This is a genomic window from Herbidospora galbida, from assembly GCF_005233835.1.
Lineage (GTDB): Bacteria > Actinomycetota > Actinomycetes > Streptosporangiales > Streptosporangiaceae > Herbidospora > Herbidospora galbida.
On the sequence record NZ_SZQA01000034.1, the window covers coordinates 67,222 to 84,886 of the forward strand.

General features: G+C 71.4%; 15 protein-coding genes and 1 pseudogene. 11 read left to right on the plus strand and 5 right to left on the minus strand.

Annotated elements, in window-relative coordinates; all coding sequences use genetic code 11:
• Positions 1-2: 2 nt before the first annotated feature.
• Positions 3-767 (minus strand): class I SAM-dependent methyltransferase, encoded by a 765-nt coding sequence (locus FDA94_RS29585; RefSeq protein ID WP_137250351.1) that lies wholly within the window; start codon positions 765-767, stop codon positions 3-5.
• 107 nt (positions 768-874) lie between these two features.
• Between FDA94_RS29585 and FDA94_RS29590 the strand changes: the two genes are divergently transcribed.
• The 4 genes from FDA94_RS29590 (at position 875) to FDA94_RS29605 (ending at position 4,119) form a co-directional block, all read left to right on the plus strand.
• Positions 875-1,381, plus strand: a complete 507-nt coding sequence (locus tag FDA94_RS29590; RefSeq protein ID WP_246060218.1) for a CGNR zinc finger domain-containing protein — start codon at positions 875-877, stop codon at positions 1,379-1,381.
• A 66-nt stretch (positions 1,382-1,447) separates the two neighbouring features.
• On the plus strand, positions 1,448-2,392 hold the full coding sequence (locus FDA94_RS29595) for a Ppx/GppA family phosphatase (protein ID WP_137250353.1): 945 nt from the start codon (positions 1,448-1,450) through the stop codon (positions 2,390-2,392).
• A 255-nt stretch (positions 2,393-2,647) separates the two neighbouring features.
• A complete protein-coding gene (locus FDA94_RS29600) occupies positions 2,648-3,439 on the plus strand; it encodes an SAM-dependent methyltransferase (RefSeq protein ID WP_281286647.1) in 792 nt (263 codons plus the stop codon).
• A 368-nt stretch (positions 3,440-3,807) separates the two neighbouring features.
• Entirely contained in the window at positions 3,808-4,119 is a 312-nt protein-coding gene (locus FDA94_RS29605) for a hypothetical protein (protein WP_137250354.1), read from the plus strand.
• A gap of 408 nt (positions 4,120-4,527) precedes the next feature.
• Here FDA94_RS29605 and FDA94_RS41605 read toward each other — a convergent pair.
• Positions 4,528-4,748: pseudogene (locus tag FDA94_RS41605) on the minus strand (hypothetical protein); the annotation flags it as partial.
• A gap of 5 nt (positions 4,749-4,753) precedes the next feature.
• Between FDA94_RS41605 and FDA94_RS29610 the strand changes: the two are divergent.
• A complete protein-coding gene (locus tag FDA94_RS29610) occupies positions 4,754-5,158 on the plus strand; it encodes a hypothetical protein (protein ID WP_137250355.1) in 405 nt (134 codons plus the stop codon).
• A gap of 106 nt (positions 5,159-5,264) precedes the next feature.
• On the opposite strand, the gene FDA94_RS29615 is transcribed toward FDA94_RS29610, so the two are convergent.
• Positions 5,265-6,149, minus strand: a complete 885-nt coding sequence (locus tag FDA94_RS29615; RefSeq protein ID WP_137250356.1) for a helix-turn-helix domain-containing protein — start codon at positions 6,147-6,149, stop codon at positions 5,265-5,267.
• Between the two features lie 220 nt (positions 6,150-6,369).
• Positions 6,370-6,501, minus strand: a complete 132-nt coding sequence (locus FDA94_RS41220; protein WP_281286648.1) for a hypothetical protein — start codon at positions 6,499-6,501, stop codon at positions 6,370-6,372.
• A 127-nt stretch (positions 6,502-6,628) separates the two neighbouring features.
• Here FDA94_RS41220 and FDA94_RS29620 point away from each other — a divergent pair, with 127 nt between their 5' ends.
• The 6 genes from FDA94_RS29620 to FDA94_RS29645 all read left to right on the plus strand — a co-directional run bounded on the left by FDA94_RS29620 (position 6,629) and on the right by FDA94_RS29645 (position 14,542).
• On the plus strand, positions 6,629-7,036 hold the full coding sequence (locus FDA94_RS29620) for a PH domain-containing protein (protein WP_137250357.1): 408 nt from the start codon (positions 6,629-6,631) through the stop codon (positions 7,034-7,036).
• 31 nt (positions 7,037-7,067) lie between these two features.
• Positions 7,068-10,820 (plus strand): glycoside hydrolase family 38 N-terminal domain-containing protein, encoded by a 3,753-nt coding sequence (locus FDA94_RS29625; RefSeq protein WP_137250358.1) that lies wholly within the window; start codon positions 7,068-7,070, stop codon positions 10,818-10,820.
• Complete coding sequence (locus tag FDA94_RS29630; RefSeq protein WP_137250359.1) at positions 10,817-11,344, plus strand: DUF7158 domain-containing protein; 528 nt, start codon at positions 10,817-10,819, stop codon at positions 11,342-11,344. The genes FDA94_RS29625 and FDA94_RS29630 overlap by 4 nt, the downstream gene beginning before the upstream one ends.
• 50 nt (positions 11,345-11,394) lie before the next feature.
• Positions 11,395-12,807, plus strand: a complete 1,413-nt coding sequence (locus FDA94_RS29635; RefSeq protein ID WP_137250360.1) for a WS/DGAT/MGAT family O-acyltransferase — start codon at positions 11,395-11,397, stop codon at positions 12,805-12,807.
• 62 nt (positions 12,808-12,869) lie between these two features.
• On the plus strand, positions 12,870-13,796 hold the full coding sequence (locus FDA94_RS29640) for an ATP-binding cassette domain-containing protein (RefSeq protein ID WP_137250361.1): 927 nt from the start codon (positions 12,870-12,872) through the stop codon (positions 13,794-13,796).
• Positions 13,793-14,542, plus strand: a complete 750-nt coding sequence (locus FDA94_RS29645) for an ABC transporter permease (RefSeq protein WP_137250362.1) — start codon at positions 13,793-13,795, stop codon at positions 14,540-14,542. The genes FDA94_RS29640 and FDA94_RS29645 overlap by 4 nt, the downstream gene beginning before the upstream one ends.
• Here the strand turns inward: FDA94_RS29645 and FDA94_RS29650 are convergent.
• Complete coding sequence (locus FDA94_RS29650; RefSeq protein ID WP_137250363.1) at positions 14,526-17,603, minus strand: AfsR/SARP family transcriptional regulator; 3,078 nt, start codon at positions 17,601-17,603, stop codon at positions 14,526-14,528. The genes FDA94_RS29645 and FDA94_RS29650 overlap by 17 nt on opposite strands.
• Between the last annotated feature and the right edge of the window lie 62 nt (positions 17,604-17,665).

The following is a 17,665-nucleotide window of genomic DNA, read 5'->3' on the forward strand; positions in this document are numbered from 1 at the left end:
CACTACGGTAGGAACGCGCAGAGCAGCCGGTCGTCGCCCTCCTGCCACAGCGTGCCGATCTCGGCGAAGCCCGCCTTGGTCAGCGCGGTCACGTGGGTCTCCAGGTGCAGCGACTCCGAGCCGTGGTGCGCGGCCATCTCGCGGCGCTTCTCTCGGTCGGCGTGGAGGGCGGTGAGCACGGGGTCCCGCTCCACCGCCGCCCACCAGTCGGCCCAGTTCTCCGGGCGTCCCCCGGGAAACCGCCGGTCGGTGGCACGGCCGGCCAGGGCTCGCTCGAGTACGGCCAGGCGGGTGTGGGCAGGGGAGGCCATCTGGTCGCCGTTGAGGAACACCCCGCCTGGCCGCAGCACCGTGGCCAGCTCCCGGTAGAGGTCGGTCAGGGGCCCTTCCGGGAGCCAGTGGAGCGCGGTCGTGCTGACCGCGGCGTCAGCGAGGCGGGGCAGGCCCGCCGCCGCGCTCCACCCCCGGACGCGCAGGTCGGCGTCCACGAACCGGAGCCCGTCGTAGGCGGCCTGCCCGAGCCCGGTGAGCAGCGGGTCGGTGTCGAAGCCGATCACGGTCGCCTCCGGCAATCGCTCCTTCAGCCGGACGCCGAGCGACCCGGGCCCGCAGCCGAGGTCCAGGATGAGCGGGTCGGGCCGCCCGGCCGACTCCACGACCGCGTCGATCAGGACCGCGAAGCGCTCCTCGCGGGCGGGGTGGTAGCCCTCCTGCTGGACGTCCCATCGGTCGAGCCACTGCCGGGCGTGGTCACGGGTGAGTGTCACGGTCTTCTCCCTTGTAACTGTCGTCTAGGCTTATGGCAGTTACCGTAATCATGAAGGATGTAACTGGTCAAGTGAACTTCAACAGTCACACCGATGCCGTTGTGGCCATGTTCGTGACCCTGGTGAACGTGCTGACCCCGGGGGAGCGGCGGGGGCGGCCCTATGCGGTGCCCTCCGGGCCGGAGCTCGCCGCCGAGGTGGCGGCGGCGCTGCGCGAGCGGGGCGAGATCGCCGAGGCCGACGTGGCCGAGCTGGCCGGCTACGCCGCCGACCTGCGCGCCGCCTTCTCCGGCGACCACGACCTCGCCTGCACCGTGATCAACCAGGTGCTCGACGCCACCGACGCCCGCCCCCACCTCAGCGGCCACGACGGCGAGCCCTGGCATCTCCACTTCCACGGCACCACCGGCACCTGGGCGGCCAACTGGGTCGCGTCCGGGGCCACCGCGCTCGCGATCGTGCTGGGCGGGGAGTTCCATGACCGTCTGGGGGTCTGCACGGCCGACCGCTGCGACCGCGTCTTCGTGGACGTCTCCCGCAACGGCACCCGCCGCTTCTGCTCCACGGCGTGCCAAAATCGTACGAAAACCGCTGCTTTCCGGGCCAGAGTGTGACTTTTCGTCATTCCGACGGGGTAACGACGACAGGAACGTTCCGTAAAGGGCGATACCGTCATGGGCATGCGACTAGGTGTCCTCGACGTGGGTTCCAACACGGTGCATCTCCTCGTGATGGACGCGCACCGTGGGGCCCGCCCCCAGCCGGCGTTCTCCCACAAGGTCGACATGAGACTCGCCGAGCACATCGACGACCACCACCTCTCGGAGCAGGGCGCCGGCAAGCTCCGCGACTTCGTCGAGGAGGCGCTGCGCTTCGCCGAGGACAAGGGCTGTGAGGAGCTGGTGGCCTTCGCCACCTCCGCCGTCCGAGAGGCCCGCAACGGCGAGGAGGTGCTGGCCGAGATCAAGGGCCAGACCCAGGTCGACATCCAGGTGCTGTCGGGCGCGGAGGAGGCCCGGCTGACCTTCCTGGCCGTCCGGCGCTGGTACGGCTGGTCGTCCGGCCGCCTGCTGGTCCTGGACATCGGCGGAGGCTCCCTGGAGATCGCCTCCGGCATCGACGAGGCCCCCGACGCGGCCGTCTCGCTGCCCCTGGGGGCCGGGCGGCTGACCCGCGACTGGTTCACCGAAGACCCGCCCACCCCCGAGGAGATCCGCGCCCTGCGCCGCCACATCCGGACCGAGATCGGCCGCCGGGTCGGCGAGGTGACCCGCTACGGTCCCCCCGACCACGCCGTGGCGACCTCGAAGACCTTCAAGCAGCTGGCCAGGATGGCAGGGGCCGCGCCGTCGAGCGAGGGCCCCTACATCCGCCGCAACCTGTCGCACGAGGCGGTCTCGACGTGGGCGGCGCGGATGGGCGAGATGTCCGCCGACCGCCGGGCCGCCCTGCCGGGGGTGTCGGCGGGCCGGGCCGGGCAGCTGCTGGCGGGCGCACTCGTGGCGGATGCGACGATGGACCTGTTCCAGGTGCCGGCGCTGGAGATCTGCCCCTGGGCACTGCGCGAGGGTGTGATCTTCCGGCGGCTGGACGTCCTGGGGGGTTCCGACCTCGCCCCTGAGTAAGGAATGAGAATGGTCATACCGGGCAAAACGGCCGCATGATCGAGCTACTGGGTATCGCCGCCATGCTCGCATCGATCTTCGCGATGGCGATCGCGGCACTGTTGGTCATCTCCGTCCTGATGCTGGTGGGTCTGGCGCTGATGGCCCTGAGTACGAAGCTGCCCGTCCGACGCGCTCATCGGGAAATATCCGGACACCACTTGGAACCGTCCGGAAACAGTAGGTTCTGGGGGAGCCGACCTGACAGGAGCCCCGGTGAGCGACCCCAAGATCGACACGACCGTCCCCCATTCGGCCCGGATGTGGAACTACTGGCTGGGCGGCAAAGACCACTACGAAGTTGACCGGGTGGCCGGCGACCAGTTCGCCGCCGCCTTCCCCGACATCGTGGCCATCGCCCGTCTCTCGCGCTATCTGCTGGCCCGCATCGTCCGCCACCTGAGCGTGGAGGCGGGGGTGACCCAGTTCCTCGATGTCGGCACGGGCCTGCCGACGGTCGACAACACCCACGACCTGGCCCAGCGGATCAACCCCTCGGCCCGGGTCGTGTACGTCGACAACGACCCCCTCGTGCTGTCGCACGCCCGCGCGCTGCTGGTCGGCACGCGGGAGGGCGTGACCGACTACATGGACGCCGACCTGCGCGACCCCGCCCGCATCCTGGCCGGCGCGGCCAAGTCACTCGACTTCGACCGCCCGGTGGCCCTGATGCTGATGGGCATCCTGGGCTACGTCGGCGAGGCCGACGGACCCTACGAGATCGTCCGCACCCTGATGGAGCCGCTGCCCTCCGGCAGCTACCTGGCCGTCTGGGACGGCTCCAACGTGGTGACCGGCGAGGCCCTCGACAAGGCCCAGGACGACCTCAACGAGGGGCCGGGGGCGCCGTACACGCTGCGCGACCACGAGGAGTTCAGCCGCTTCTTCGAGGGGCTGGAACTGGTCGAGCCGGGGGTCGTGCCGATCACCCAGTGGCGGCCCGATCCCGACCCGTTCGGCCCGCCGTCGCCGGTCGACGCGCTGGTGGGCGTGGCCCGCAAGCCCTAGAGCCCTACTCCGGCCCGCCATCCGCGCTGAGATCCCGCATCTCGACTCGTAAGAGAAATGCCCCGCTGCCCATATGGCGAATTCCAGGGGTTGTCGCAACACGGTGATCGATCTCTGGCGTCGAGAAGCATAGCGAGACGCTCGGCCGGACTGCCCCAGCCGAGCGTCTTCGCGTTTGCACCATTCAGTGACCAAGGGTCTTATTCGCAGAACGGGTTATGTCTGCTTCGGGTGTGCCGGCCGGCGGTGGCGCCGCGGGATAAGTGCAACCTCTGTGGTGATCAGAGCCGTGCGCTGGCGCTTCTCCTGATCGGAATTGTCGTGATCGGTCGCTACCCTGTCGTCTCCGCTCATCAAGGGGGAAGAATATGAGTCCGGTCACGCCCGACATGATCAACTATTACGTACAGCTCCTCAGGGACCTGGATCAGCTGGATCCCTATATCAACAACGCGATGTTCTGGATGGTGGTGCGAGGGCGGGCAGAGCCCCTCACGGTCACTGACATCGCGCGTCGGCTGGATGTCGACCTCGACACGGCAATTCCCCGCACGGTGCTGGAGCCAGGGCGGGAAAAGGTCGTCGTTCTGGAACAGAGCGACCACGGTGTGGTCGTGCTGGCGTCCAACGCCTACATCAGCGATCCCGGCATCTGGGCCAGCCTGACCGAGAATGCGTAGGCGTGGGGTTTCTGGTGGCTGGTCAACAACGCCAACAGCTTGTTCTACGCCGCCGACGGCACCCTCATCACCGAGATGAACGTTTTTCGTCCCAGCCCTGTGGAGTGTACGGGCAGGAATCCACGGGCACTGGACGATCACCTCGGTGCGATTCGGGCGCTCGTGGCACAAAAGGAGGCTGATGACCGGGCAGGGGCATTCGACGCTCCCCCCTATCCCAGATATCCGGACTTCCAGACCGCCCTGGCAACCGTAGAGGCGATGACAGGCGTTCGGTTGGACCTCGACCGGTTTACCCGAAAGCAACTATCTATCCAAGCCCGCAGCCTGTAGTTGTCCCTCAGCGGCCTTGCTGCTGCAGCCGAGAAGCATGGCGAGACGCTCAGCTGAGGTTTCCCAGTCGAGGTTCCGCTCGGGAAAGGTTCTGCGCAGGCTTTGGCGTATCTGCTCAGGACTCCAGCGCTGGTGCAGGTGGTCCTGGGGTAGCGGGACGCGCCAGAAGGGGGCACCGCCGGTCGTTTGACCGGCGGTGCCCCCTTCTTATCTGACTTGTTCGGTTTCCAGCCGTTCCGCCACCGCTTCCCGGTCCGGGTGTTGATCCCGACGATCCGGCACGCTTCGTAGCCGCTGTCCCATGCTGCCCGGGCCGCGACGGACCTCCGCACACGATTCAGCGCAGAACGTGGGCGGGATCCACCAGCGGGCCGGACGAGACATCTATGCCGGAACGGGTCACCAGGTGGTGAACCAGGAACTGCACGCGGACCTCGACCGTCTCCGGCAGGCTCTGGGGGAGCTGAAACTGACCTCGGCCGAACGCCGGAGCGCGGACCGGGAACTGGCCGCGGTGGAGCAGGCGATTCGGAGCGAGGAGCCGGACAGGCAGGAGGCCGGTCGGCATCTGGAGGCATTCGTGTCGGGGCTTGAGCGGGCCGGAGCGCTCGCCGGGGCCGGCACCACCCTGCTCGATGCGGCGGCCAGGATCGCCGCCTGGCTGGGGCCCTTCGGATACGCCGTGCTCGCCCTTCTCGGTCTTTGACCCCTGGCGCCTCCGAAGACCCGTTCGGGCAGTGCCGAACGGCAGGCGGGTGAAGAGATGGCCGGTCAGGACGGCCGCTTGCGACCACGTCCGCCGGAGTCGCAGATCAGAGGTCGTCGATGCAGCGCCGCAGGATCTCGCTCGTCGCGGTGGCCGGTTCGGCCTCGGTGCCGGCCTCGTTGAGCAGGTGCAGATAGGGCTGCACCTCGTGGTCCTTGGTCAGGTACTGCGCGTCGCCGAGCCGTTCCAGGTAGATCACGTCGGGCAGGGCGCCCTGCGCCAGCCGCAGCAGGGTGACCGGCCCGATCCCCCGGGAGACGTAGCCGGAGTCGAGCGGGACGACCTGGACGGTCACGTTCGGCAGCCGGTTCATCTCGTCGAGGTGGCGCAGCTGTTCGCGCATCACGGCCGGGCCGCCGATCGTGCGCCGCAGGGCCGCCTCGTCGACGACCGCCCACAGTTTCACCGGGGAGGCGCCGACCAGGATCCGCTGCCGCCGCATCCGCAGTTCGACGCGCTTGCCGACCTGATCCTCGTCGTAGACGCGGTGGGCGTGGGAGACGACCGCGCGGGCGTAGCCCGGGGTCTGCAGGAGGCCGGGGACGAACTGGATCTCGTACGTGCGGATCAGGGCCGCGTCCTGCTCCAGGCCGAGGCAGGCCTCGAACCAGTCGGGCACGACCTCGCGCAGCGGATGCCACCAGCTGGGCTCGTTGGCCCGCCCGGTCAGAATCATGATCGCCGACCGTTCCTTGTCGTCGATGACGCCGTAGAGGGTGAGCAGATCGGCCACGTCGCGGGGCTTGAAGGTGGCCTGGCCCGTCTCCAGGCGGCTGATCTTCGACGCGGAGGCGCGGATGGCGAAGCCGGCGTCCTCCCGGGTGATCTGCCGCGTCTCTCGCAGCTCCCGCAACTGCGCGCCGACGAGCATGCGCAGCGCGGTCGGGCCGGGGATGCGGACATCCTCGCCGGCCCCTTGGACGGGCGGCATCGCTTTGTCATCCCCCAGATGCTTGCCGACACGGACGGACCCGGCGATAGTGCCATGCCAGACGCCACCCAGTATGACATTTCACGGCTTTTTCTCGCCATGTCGGTAAATCTGTCACGAGATACCCGATGAATGTTTGAAAGTTGCCGGAAGAATGTGTGGTTTCTGCTGGCCTATCCGGGAAACTCGCGCGGGACATCCGGTCTATGCGCAAGCCAGGTCAGTCGCGCTCCTCGGTGAGGGCTTCCAGCATCTCGGTGAGATGGGCCACCTGTGTCTCCAGCCCCCTGACCCGGGCTTCGAGCTCCGCGAGTGTCACCTGCTGGTACGCGCTGGCGATCTGCCTGCTCATGGTGCCTCCGGCGGGGCGCAATATCGACTCGCACGCCGGGTGGCGCGCACATTCATCCATCACTTCCCTGTATATCCCGCTTCGCACCTAGGGCAGGTAAAGTCTCCCGTCGCAGTAACCTGCGGAGATGAACGTCTGGCAGGTCCCCACCAAAGTCGTGGCCGCGAAGGCCGCCGGGACCCTGATCTGCTTGCTCCTGGTCGTCTACGGCTGGCTCGCCGGCGACCTCCGCGCCCTCATCCTCGTCGGCGTCGCCGCGATCGTGCTGGCCGCCTTCACGGCCCGCGACGTCATCGCCCGGGTCCGCCTGTCGGCCGACGCGGGCGGCATCACCGTGGTCGAGGGTTTCGCCGGCCGCCGCCGCATCGCCTGGCACGAGATCGAGCGCATCAAGGTGGACGAACGCGCCCGCTACGGTCTCCGCACCACCATCCTGGAGATCGACACCGGCGACGACATCCACCTGTTCAGCCAGTACGACCTGGGCGAGCCCGTCGTGCCGGTGGCCGAGACCCTGATCAGAATGCGTCCGTGACCGAAACCTCCCCTTGTGTGATCATTGGCGCATGCGGATCGCCGAGATCGCCGGAACGGAACTGTTCGCCGATGGCCCGCGCCAGATCGTCCGGGTCACCCTCGAAGAGGGCGCTCCGGCCGAGGTGGTGATCACCGGCGACGCGACGGGCTCCGCGACGGGTCAGGGGACGGTCGAGGTCCCGGTCACGACGGAGAAGGCGCCGGGCGAGACCGCAGCCGTCACGGTCCGGGCCGGCGCCGACGAGACGACCGCCGAGTTCCCTGTGGCCGAGCCCGGCTGGACCGTCTGGATGGTCTCCCACTTCCACTACGACCCCGTCTGGTGGAACACCCAGGCCGCCTACACCACCACGTGGAACACGGCGGGCGACGCCGCCCAGTCCAGCCGCCAGGCCTTCCAGCACGCCGGGTTCGAACTCGTCCAGCTCCACCTGGAGACCGCCCGCAGGGAGCCCGGCTACAAGTTCGTGCTGGCCGAGGTCGACTACCTCAAGCCCTTCTGGGACGCCCACCCCGAGCACCGCGCCTACCTGCGGAGGCTCATCGGGGAAGGCCGCGTGGAGATCATGGGCGGCGCGTACAACGAGCCCAACACCAACCTGACGAGCGCCGAGTCGACGATCCGCAACCTCGTCCACGGCACCGGGTTCCAGCGGGACGTCCTCGGCGGCGACCCGCACACGGCCTGGCAGCTCGACGCCTTCGGGCACGACCCGCAGTTCCCCGGCCTGGCCGCCGCGGCGGGGCTGACGTCGAGTTCCTGGGCCCGGGGGCCGTTCCACCAGTGGGGGCCGATGCTGGGCGGCGGCGATCCGCGCCGGATGCAGTTCCCGGCCGAGTTCGACTGGGTCGCCCCGTCGGGTGAGGGGGTGCTGACCCACTACATGCCGGGCCACTACAGCGCCGGATGGTGGATGGACTCCTCGACGACCGTCGACGAGGCGGCGGCGGAGGTCTACCGCTGGTTCCTCGCGCTGAAGCAGGTCGCGGCGACGCGCAACGTGCTGCTGCCGGTCGGCACCGACTACACGCCGCCGAACAAGTGGATCATGGACGTCCAGCGCGAGTGGAACGCCCGCTACGCCTGGCCCCGGTTCGTCTGCGGGCTGCCGAAGGAGTTCTTCGCCGCCGTCCGGGCCGAGCGCGCCGACTTCCTGCCGCAGACGCGCGACATGAACCCGGTCTACACCGGCAAGGACGTCTCCTACGTCGACACCAAGCAGGCGCAGCGCCGGGCCGAGGTGGTCGTCGCCGACGCGGAGAAGTTCGCCACCCTCGCCGCCGTGCGTGACGGGGCGGACTACCCGTTCGCGCTGATGGACAAGGCCTGGCGGCAGCTCGTCTACGGCGCCCACCACGACGCGATCACCGGTTCGGAGTCCGACCAGGTCTATCTCGACCTGCTGACGGGGTGGCGGGAGGCGTACACGATCGGTTCGGAGACCCTCGACGGCGCGCTGCGGGTGCTCGGCGCGGGGCTGAGCGGGGTGGTGGTCTGGAACCCATCGTCGTGGCCGCGCACCGACGTCGTCCGGGTACGCCTGACGCTCCCGCCGGGCTGGCGGGGGATCGCCGAACCCGTGGTGGTCGAGAACGCGGTCGTCGACGACGAGGGGTTCGTCACCGAGGCCGACGTGGTGTTCCTGGCGGAGGACGTGCCGCCGCTCGGCTACCGGACCTTCTCGTTCACGCCCGGCGTGAACGCCGGGTGGCTGCCCGCCGGGGGCACGTCGATCGCCAACGACACCCACGCGATCACCGCCGACCCCGCGCGGGGCGGGGGCGTGTCGAGCTGGGTGACCGGCGGCCGTGAGCTGCTCCAACCCGGCCAGGTGGGCAACGAGCTGGTCGTCCACGACGAATATCCGGCCCATCCGAGATTCCACGAAGGCCCCTGGCACCTGGTGCCCAAGGGGACCCGGACCGGCTCCTCCGCAAGCGCCGCCGAGGTCGTGGCCGAGCGGTCTGCCGCCGGGGAGCGGCTCGTCGTGCGGGGGGAGTTCGGGCCGGTCCGGTACGTGCAGGAGATCACCCTCTGGCACGGAGTGCGGCGCGTCGACCTGGTCACCCGGGTCGACTTCGACGGCGCCGACCAGCTGGTCAGGCTCCGGTGGCCGGTCGCGGCCGACCGGGCGCTGCCGGTCAGCGAGGTCGGGAACGCCGTGGTCGGACGGGGGTTCGCGCTCATCGACGCCGACACCGCCGACCACCCGTGGACCCTCGACAACCCCGCCCACAACTGGTTCGCCCTGTCCACGACCTGCCGGATCGGCGGCCGGCCCATCGGCGTGGCCGAGATCGTCGCCGGGCCCGACGTGCCGGTGCCGGCCCTGCGGGCGCTCGCCGCCGCGCTGGTCAAGCAGGGCGTCACGGCCACGGTCTCGCGCGCCGACGGCCCCCGCTACGGTGACCTCGCGGTCGACTCCAACCTGCCCGACGTCCGGATCGCCGTCGGCGAGACGCCCTGGCCGAAAGGCTGGCATCCGGCCGCCAGGCCGCTCACCGAGGTCTGGGTCCCGAGCGCCGACCTCAGGGCGGCGGACGCGCTCCCGGTCCTGTCGATCGGCGCCGGAGACGTCGACGCGCTGATCGACGACCTGGCCGACGCGGTCGTCGACGTCGAGGGTGAGACCTACGAGCCCTACACGGTCGGGCTGATCAACCGGGGCGTCCCGGGCTTCGCGGTCGAACCCAACGGGGCCCTCAACCTGTCGCTGCTCCGGTCCTGTACGGGCTGGCCGTCCGGCATCTGGATCGACCCGCCCCGCCGGACCGTCCCCGACGGCAGCGGCTTCCAGCTCCAGCACTGGACCCACGCCTTCGAGTACGCCCTCGTGGCCGGCCCCGGCGACTGGCGCGCGACCGGGCTGGTCCACGAGGGCCACGACGTGAACCACCCGCTGATCGCGCGCGACCAGGGCGTCGAGGGCGAACCCGCCGCCGACTCGCTGCTGGAGGTCCCCGCGAACCTGGTGCTGACCGCGCTGAAGCCCGCGGGCAACCCGATCGCGACGGGCCGGCTGCCGGGCCCGGTCTCCGGGATGACGATGCGGCTGTACGAACCGCATGGGCGTACCGAACGAATCGACCTGCCCGGATGGCGGCGAACCGACCTTCTGGAGACCCGCGAGGTGCCCGACAGCCCGGTGACCGGCATGGACGTCGTCACCTACACCCGCGACGCCGACGGCGGCGGCTCGGCCCCGGGCGCCGAGCCGTTCCAGCCGGTCTTCACCCGCTACTGGCTGCACAACACCGGCCCCGCGCCGATCGGCAACCTGCCGGTCGCCGTCCACCTCACCGACGAGACGGTCACCGTGGCGTCCTCGCTCGTCGAAGGCGTCGTCGACGGCGTGGTCACGCTCGACGGCGCCGAGACCCGCGCGTTCACCCTGGAACCGGGCGCCTTCCAGGCCTGGCCCAACGAGGGCTGGACCACGGCCCGCCTGGAGTTCGACGGCCAGACCTTCGAAGACCGCCTCGGCCCGGCGACCCTCGAAGCGACCACCGACAGCCCCCACGTCGCAGTGCGCGCGGGCGAGCGGTCGGCGATCGTGATCCGGCTGACCTGCGACGCGCCGGTCCAGGCCCAGCTGATCAGCCCGTGGCACACCTACGACCTGCTCCCCGTCTGGAACACCGGCGTGGGGCCCGGAACCCACGAACTCCGCTTCCCGGTCGTCGGCGGGCACCAGCCGGGCACGTGGTGGGCCCTGGTCAAGCTCGGCTACGCCGGGAAGGTCCACTACACCGAGCCGGTGACCATCGAGGTGCTCCCGTGATCGCCGCGACCGTGGGAGACGAGGCGATCACGGTCGCCGACGTCGACCGGCGGCTCACGACGCTGTACGAAGGCCCGCTGGCCCCCCGGCTCCCGCACCCCGGCTCCCCGGAGGGCCGCAACCTGCGCCGCTGGCTGGTCCAGCTGATGACCATGGAACGCGTGGTCGCCCAGGAATGCGACCTCGACGGTGACCCGGTTCCGGTGACGCTGCCGGTCGCGCTGCGGACCGGTGGAGTGGTCGCCGCCGTGCTGGCCACCCCCGCCGGACGGGCGCTGTTCGCCCGCGTCGAGGCCGACGTCCCGCCGGAGGAGGTCCGCGGCTACTACGACCGCAACCGCGACCGCCACCCCGGCCGGTTCGAGGAGGAGTCGCCCCGGATCGAGGCGCAGCTCGTCCAGGCCCGCAGAGAGACCCTGTTCGCCCGGTGGCTGGAGGGACGGCACCGCGAGAAGGTCACGCTGATGCCCGGATTCGAGCACCCCGGCGACCCGCGCCAGCCCGATGCGACACACCGTCACTGACTCGTGCATTTCATGACTCGCCGGGCCCCCGGATGGGCAATGATCCCTGCATGGGACGGCAACTCAGCGCGCTCGACGCACAGTTCTTGAACTTCGAAACGGCCACGAACGTGGCGCACATCGCCAGCCTGGCCGTTTTGGAGGACGCGTCGGTCACGCGCGCCGGGATCATCGGCCTGCTCTCCTCCCGCCTCCACCTGGCGCCCCCGCTCAAGCGCAGGCTGGTCCGCGTCCCCTTCGGCCTCGACCACCCCTACTGGGACGAGTCGAAGGACGTCGACTTCGACTACCACGTGCGCGAACTGGCGCTCCCGGCCCCCGGCGACGACCACCAGCTGGCCGAACAGGTGGCCCGCCTGCACGCCCGCCGGCTCGACCGCCACCGGCCGCTGTGGGAGATGTACCTGATCCACGGCCTCGAAGGCGGCCGGTCGGCCGTCTACACCAAGGTCCACCACGCGGCCATCGACGGCATAGCCGGCGCGGAGGTGCTGGCCACCCTCATGGACATCACCCCCGAGCCCCGCGAGGTGCCGCCCTCCGAGGAGCTCGCCGTCCGGGCGCCCGAACCGGCGATCATGCTGAGCCGGGGCGTCGAACGCTTCCTCGACAGCCCGCAGGCGCTGCTCCGGTTCCTGGGCGGCGCGATCCCGAGGCTCGACGAGATCCCGGTGGTCTCCCAGATCCCCGGCACCGGCATGCTGTCGCGCTTCATCCGGGGCGCCGGCTGGCCGGGCGACACCGGCTCGGTGCTGCCCGACCTGCCGAGGCTGACCGTCCCCGCGACCCCGTTCTCCGGCCCGATCTCCCCCCACCGCCGCTTCGCCTTCGGCCGCCTGCCGCTCGACGAGGTCAAGAAGGTCAAGAACGAGCACGGCGTGACCGTCAACGACGTCGTCATGGCCGTGGCCGCCACCGCGCTGCGCCGCTGGCTCTCCCAGCGCGACGAACTCCCGGTCGAGCCGCTGGTCGTCGGCATCCCGTTCTCCTCCAACGTCCGGCCCGAACTCGGCAACCAGGTCCTGCTGGCCACCACGACCCTGCCGACCAACGTCTCCGACCCGCAGACCCGGCTGCGGATGATCAGCGCCAACATGGCCACGGTGAAGGAGCGCTTCTCCGTCGCTCCGGCCCGCTGGCTGCTCGACTTCAGCCAGGCGATGCCCGCGGCCCTGAGCGGCCTGGCCGACCGCGCGGCCTTCCGCCTGGCGTCGGGGACGGTCTCGGCGATGAACCTGATGGTCTCGAACGTGCCGGGTCCGCAGCTGCCGCTCTACATCCTCGGCTCGAAGATCGTCGCCCACTACCCGCTGTCGGTGATCACCGACGTGAGCGGCGGCATGAACATCACGGTGTTCTCCTACGACGGGTTCCTCGACGTGGGGATCGTGGTCGACCGCGAGATGGTCCCGGACGTGTGGGACTTCATCGACTACATGCAGGACGCCCTCGCCGAACTCTGACCGTCGCGCCGTGTCAGCACGGCGACGGTCCCGTGTCAGCGCGGCCCGCGAACGTACCACCCATGAACGGTTCCGCGATCGCGGCCAAGGGGCTGCGCAAGGCATACAGAGACAAGGTCGTGCTCGACGGCATCGACCTCGACGTCCGGGCCGGCACGGTCTTCGCACTGCTCGGGCCCAACGGCGCGGGCAAGACCACCACGGTCAACGTGCTGACCACGCTGCTGGCCCCCGACGCCGGCACGGTGCTCGTCGCCGGGCACGACGTCACCACCCAGACGCGGGCTGTCCGCGCCGCGATCGGGGTCACCGGTCAGTTCGCCTCGGTCGACGACCTCCTCACCGGCGAGGAGAACCTCCAGATGATGGCCGACCTGCTGCGGCTGCCCCGGGCGGAGGGCCGTCGTCTGGTCGCCGGGCTGCTCGACCGGTTCGACCTGACGGAGGCGGCGGGCCGGCCCGCGGCGTCCTACTCGGGCGGCATGCGCCGCAAGCTCGACCTCGCCATGACGCTGGTCGGGCGTCCGGAGATCATCTTCCTGGACGAGCCCACGACCGGCCTCGACCCCCGCAGCCGCCGCACCATGTGGGAGATCATCCGCGAACTGGTGGCCGACGGCACCACCATCTTCCTCACCACCCAGTACCTCGAAGAGGCCGACCAGCTGGCCGGCCGCGTGGCCGTGCTCGACCACGGACGCCTGGTGGCCGAGGGCACCCCCGGCGAGCTCAAGCGGCGGGTGCCCGGCAGCCACATCCTGCTCCGGTTCACCGACCGGCGCGACCTCGACGCCGCGGCGCGGATCCTGCCCGGCTCCGCCCCGGACGCCGACGACCTGACCCTGCGCGTGCCCGGCGACGGCGGCGTGCGCGCGCTCCGCGCCCTGCTCGACCGCCTCGACGCCCACGCCGTCGAGGTCGACGAACTGTCCGTCCACACCCCCGACCTCGACGACGTCTTCCTCTCCCTCACCGGCGGTGCGCGATGAAAACCCTCCACGACTCCACGATCATGCTGCGGCGCAACTTCCGGCACGCCGTGCGGAACCCCGTCTCGGTCATCAACGCCCTGCTGCTGCCGGTCTTCCTGATCTTCCTGATGGTGTACGTCCTGGGCGACGGCTTCGACGTCGGGGTGAACTACATCGACTACGCGACCCCCGGCCTGATCATCATGACCATCTGCTACGGCGTCACCTCGACCACGATCGCGGTCAACACCGACATGACGACCGGGTTCATCAACCGGCTCCGCGTGATGGACGTCTCCCGCGCCGCCGTCCTGAACGCCCACATGATCGTGACCACGCTGCGCAGCCTGCTGGCCATCGCGGTGGTCGTCGGCATCGCGTTCCTGATGGGGTTCGCGCCGGCGGCCGGGCCCGTGGAGTGGCTCGGCGCGGTCGGCGTGGTGGTGCTGACGGTGGTGGCCGTCGCGTGGCTGGCCATCGCGTTCGGGCTCGCCGCGAAGACCCCCGAGAGCGCCGGGATCATCGCCGCCCCGCTGATGCTGCTGCCGTTCCTGAGCAGCGCGTTCGTGCCCGCCGAGCGGATGGGTCCGGGCGTGGCGCAGTTCGCCGCCTACCAGCCGTTCAGCTCGGTCATCGAGGCCCTGCGCGGGTTCCTGGCCGGGACCCCGTCGACCGGCGCGTTCGTCGCGGCGGTCGCCTGGTGCCTGGGGATCTCGGTGGTCAGCTACGCGTGGGCGCGGGCCACGTTCACCAAGCGAGTGTGACCTCCGCCAGCTCCCGCCAGTCGCGCCGCCCTCCCTCGTGAACCGCCTCGGTGAACCCCCGGTCGCCGAGGCGGTCGCGCGTCTCGGCGGCGATCCGGGCGACGTCCGGCAGCGAGTGGTCGGGGGTGCCGCGCACGGCCTCGGCCGCGCCGAGCAGCCGCGCGGCCTGCCCGGGCTCGCCCCGGCGCAGCGCGAGATCGGCGATCCCGATCAGCACGGTGGCGATCATCGGCGGATATCCGCTGGTCACGGCCACGCGGAAGGCCTCGGCCCGGTAGCCGATCGCCTCGGCGAGGTCGTCGGCGAGGGCGCCGTGCGCGTCCATGGCCAGCGCGCGGATCCAGCCGATCGGCTCGTCGTCGCCCAGCAGCGTCCCGGCCGAGTCCAGCTGCCGCAGGGCCTCCCCGGAGTCGCCGCGCCAGCGGGCCAGCTGACCCTTCGCGACCGCGAGTTCGGCCAGCACGTTCGGCCAGGCGATGCCGCCCGCGCACCGCTGCGCCTCGGCCATCGCGGCCGCGCTGCGCCCCTCGTCGCCGAGCAGCCAGTAGAGCTGGGCCTGCCGGGCCCGGATGCCGACCACGTCCTCCATCGCGCCGACCTCGGTCAGCGCGGTGACCGCCTCCTCGTAGTGCCCGCACGCCCGCTCGAACGCGCCCTGCATGGCGAGCCGGTCGGCCACGAACGCCAGCGCCGACGAGACGCCCCACCGGTCGCCCACGCCGCGGAACCCGGCGAGGGCGATCTCGCCGTCGGTGTCGACGCCGGTCGCGTCGCCGCCGATCGTGAGCCGCAGCCGGGCCCGGCTGAGCCGCGCCTGCGCGCGCACCCACGGGTCATCGTCGAGAACGAGCGGGTCGAACGCGGACAGGAACTCCGACGGCTCCCGCAGCATCCGCTCCAGCGGCTCGATGAACCCGAGCATGGGGTGCCGGTAGCCGCCGTGCCGGGCCAGCCGGTGGGCCTCCAGGATCCACTTCTCGGCCTGGAAGTGGTCGCCGCCGAGCCCCGAGGTGACGAACACCGTGACGATCGTGTACGCCAGCGCCCGCACCTCGTCGGACGCCTCGCCCGGCAGCGAGGCCGCCGCGAGGCTCAGCTCGGTGCCCTCGGCCCGGTGGCCGCTGAGATACCAGTACCAGCCCGCCGCCGCGGCCAGCCGCATCGCCTCCTCGGGCAGGCCGTCGGCGATGGCCCCGCGCAGGGCGGCGGAGATGTTGTCGTGCTCGGCCTCCAGCGCGGCCAGCCAGTCGAGCTGCTCGGCCCGCCGCAGGTGGGGGTCGGCCGTCTCGGCCAGCTCGGTGAAGTAGGCGAGGTGCGCCCGGCGGGCCGCCTCGGTCTCCCCGGCCTCGGCGAGCCGGTCGGCCGCGTACTCCCTGATGACGCCGAGCATCCGGTAGCGGGGCGTGCCCGCGCCGTCGGCGAGCACCAGCGACTTCTCCACCAGCGCGGTCAGCAGGTCCTCCTCGCCGCAGACCCGGACGGCCGCCTCCAGGCTCGCCCCGCCCGCGAACACCGACAGCCGCCGCAGCACGCCGCGCTCGTCGTCGGACAGCAGGTCCCAGCTCCAGTCGACGACCGCTCGCAGCGTCCGGTGCCGGGCCAGCGCGGTCCGGCTGCCGCCCGTCAGCAGCCGGAACCGGTCGTCGAGCCGATGTGCCAGCTGGTCGACCGACATGGTGCGCAGCCGGGCCGCGGCCAGCTCGATCGCCAGCGGCATCCCGTCGAGGGCCCGGCAGATCCGCGCCATCGCCGCCAGGGTGGGCTCGTCGGCGCCGACGTCCTGGCGGACCAGGGCGGCGCGGTCGCGCAGCAGCCGCAGGGCGGGTTCGGACGCGAGCGGCTCGACCTGCCACAGCACCTCGCCGGTGATGCCGAGCGGCTCGCGGCTGGTGGTCAGGATCCGCAGCCGCCGGCACTCGCCCAGCAGCCGGTCGGCGAACGCGGCGGCGGCCTCGATCACGTGCTCGCAGTTGTCCAGGACCAGCAGGATCTCGCGGTCGCGCAGCGCGGTGACGAGCCGGTCGATGGGCTCCCCGGCCCGCACCCCGCCGAGCAGGGCCTGGTCGCGCAGGCCGATCGCGGTGAGCGCGGCCTGCGCCAGGTCGCCGCCCGGCCGCAGCGGGGCCAGCTCGACCAGCCACACCCCGTCGGGCAGGCCGGGCAGCATGCTCCGCGCGGTCTCGGTGGCGAGCCGGGTCTTGCCGGTGCCGCCCATCCCCGTCAGGGTGACCAGCCGGTGGCCGGCGGCCAGGGCGGCCACGGCGGCGACCTCGTCGTCCTTGCCGACGAAGCTGGTCAGCTCGGCGCGCAGGTTGGTGGCCCGCCGCTCGCCCCCCGCCTCGCCCCGCAGGACGGCGGTGTGCAGGGCGGTCAGCTCGGCCGACGGGTCGACGCCCAGGTCCTCGGCGAGCCGCTCGCGGGTCCGCTGGTAGAGGGTGAGCGCCTCGGCGCCGCGCCCCGCCTCGGCGAAGGCCCGCATCAGCGCCGCGACGAACCCCTCCCGCAGTGGATGGGCGGCGACCAGGCCGGTCAGCTCGGTGACGAGCTCGGCGCCGTGGCCGAGGCGCAGGTCGGCGTCGATCCGGTCGCCGAGCGCGGCGAGGTGGAGCTCGTCGAGGCGGGCGACGGCTGCCTCGAAGGTCTCGCTGCCGCGCAGGGCGACGTCGGCCAGGGCCGGGCCGCGCCACAGCGCCAGGGCCGACCGCAGCAGCTCGGCCCGCGCCGGAGGCTCGGCCGACCGGGCCTGGGCGACCAGGCGCTCGAACCGGGCGACGTCGACGGCGTCGGGGGCCACGGCCAGCCGGTAGCCGCCGGAGTCGGCCTCGACCACCCCGTCCGGGAGCACCCGGCGCAGCCGGGACACCAAGGCCTGGACGGCGTTCACCTCGTCGGCGGGCGGGTGCTCGCCCCAGATCCAGTCGACCAGCCGCGAGCGCGTCACGATCCGGCCGGGCTCCAGGGCGAGCGCGGCCAGCAGGGCCCGCAGCCGGGCCCCGGGAACCTCCACCACGGAACCGGTCTCGTTCCGGACCTCGAACGGTCCGAGCAGATCAACGCGCACAGGGCAGTATCGCCCAATCCGGTGACCAAGCCACCCGCAAGGGTGCTCCAAGTCGCGATCTC

What these genes read in the sequence shown, in the direction of transcription:
- FDA94_RS29590 (WP_246060218.1), top strand. Translation starts at nt 875, where the DNA reads ATGTTCGTGACCCTGGTGAACGTGCTGACCCCGGGGGAGCGGCGGGGG.
- FDA94_RS29595 (WP_137250353.1), top strand. Translation starts at nt 1,448, where the DNA reads ATGCGACTAGGTGTCCTCGACGTGGGTTCCAACACGGTGCATCTCCTC.
- FDA94_RS29605 (WP_137250354.1), top strand. Translation starts at nt 3,808, where the DNA reads ATGAGTCCGGTCACGCCCGACATGATCAACTATTACGTACAGCTCCTC.
- FDA94_RS29610 (WP_137250355.1), top strand. Translation starts at nt 4,754, where the DNA reads ATGCTGCCCGGGCCGCGACGGACCTCCGCACACGATTCAGCGCAGAAC.
- FDA94_RS29615 (WP_137250356.1), bottom strand. Translation starts at nt 6,149, where the DNA reads ATGCCGCCCGTCCAAGGGGCCGGCGAGGATGTCCGCATCCCCGGCCCG.
- FDA94_RS41220 (WP_281286648.1), bottom strand. Translation starts at nt 6,501, where the DNA reads ATGAGCAGGCAGATCGCCAGCGCGTACCAGCAGGTGACACTCGCGGAG.
- FDA94_RS29620 (WP_137250357.1), top strand. Translation starts at nt 6,629, where the DNA reads ATGAACGTCTGGCAGGTCCCCACCAAAGTCGTGGCCGCGAAGGCCGCC.
- FDA94_RS29625 (WP_137250358.1), top strand. Translation starts at nt 7,068, where the DNA reads ATGCGGATCGCCGAGATCGCCGGAACGGAACTGTTCGCCGATGGCCCG.
- FDA94_RS29635 (WP_137250360.1), top strand. Translation starts at nt 11,395, where the DNA reads ATGGGACGGCAACTCAGCGCGCTCGACGCACAGTTCTTGAACTTCGAA.
- FDA94_RS29640 (WP_137250361.1), top strand. Translation starts at nt 12,870, where the DNA reads ATGAACGGTTCCGCGATCGCGGCCAAGGGGCTGCGCAAGGCATACAGA.
- FDA94_RS29645 (WP_137250362.1), top strand. Translation starts at nt 13,793, where the DNA reads ATGAAAACCCTCCACGACTCCACGATCATGCTGCGGCGCAACTTCCGG.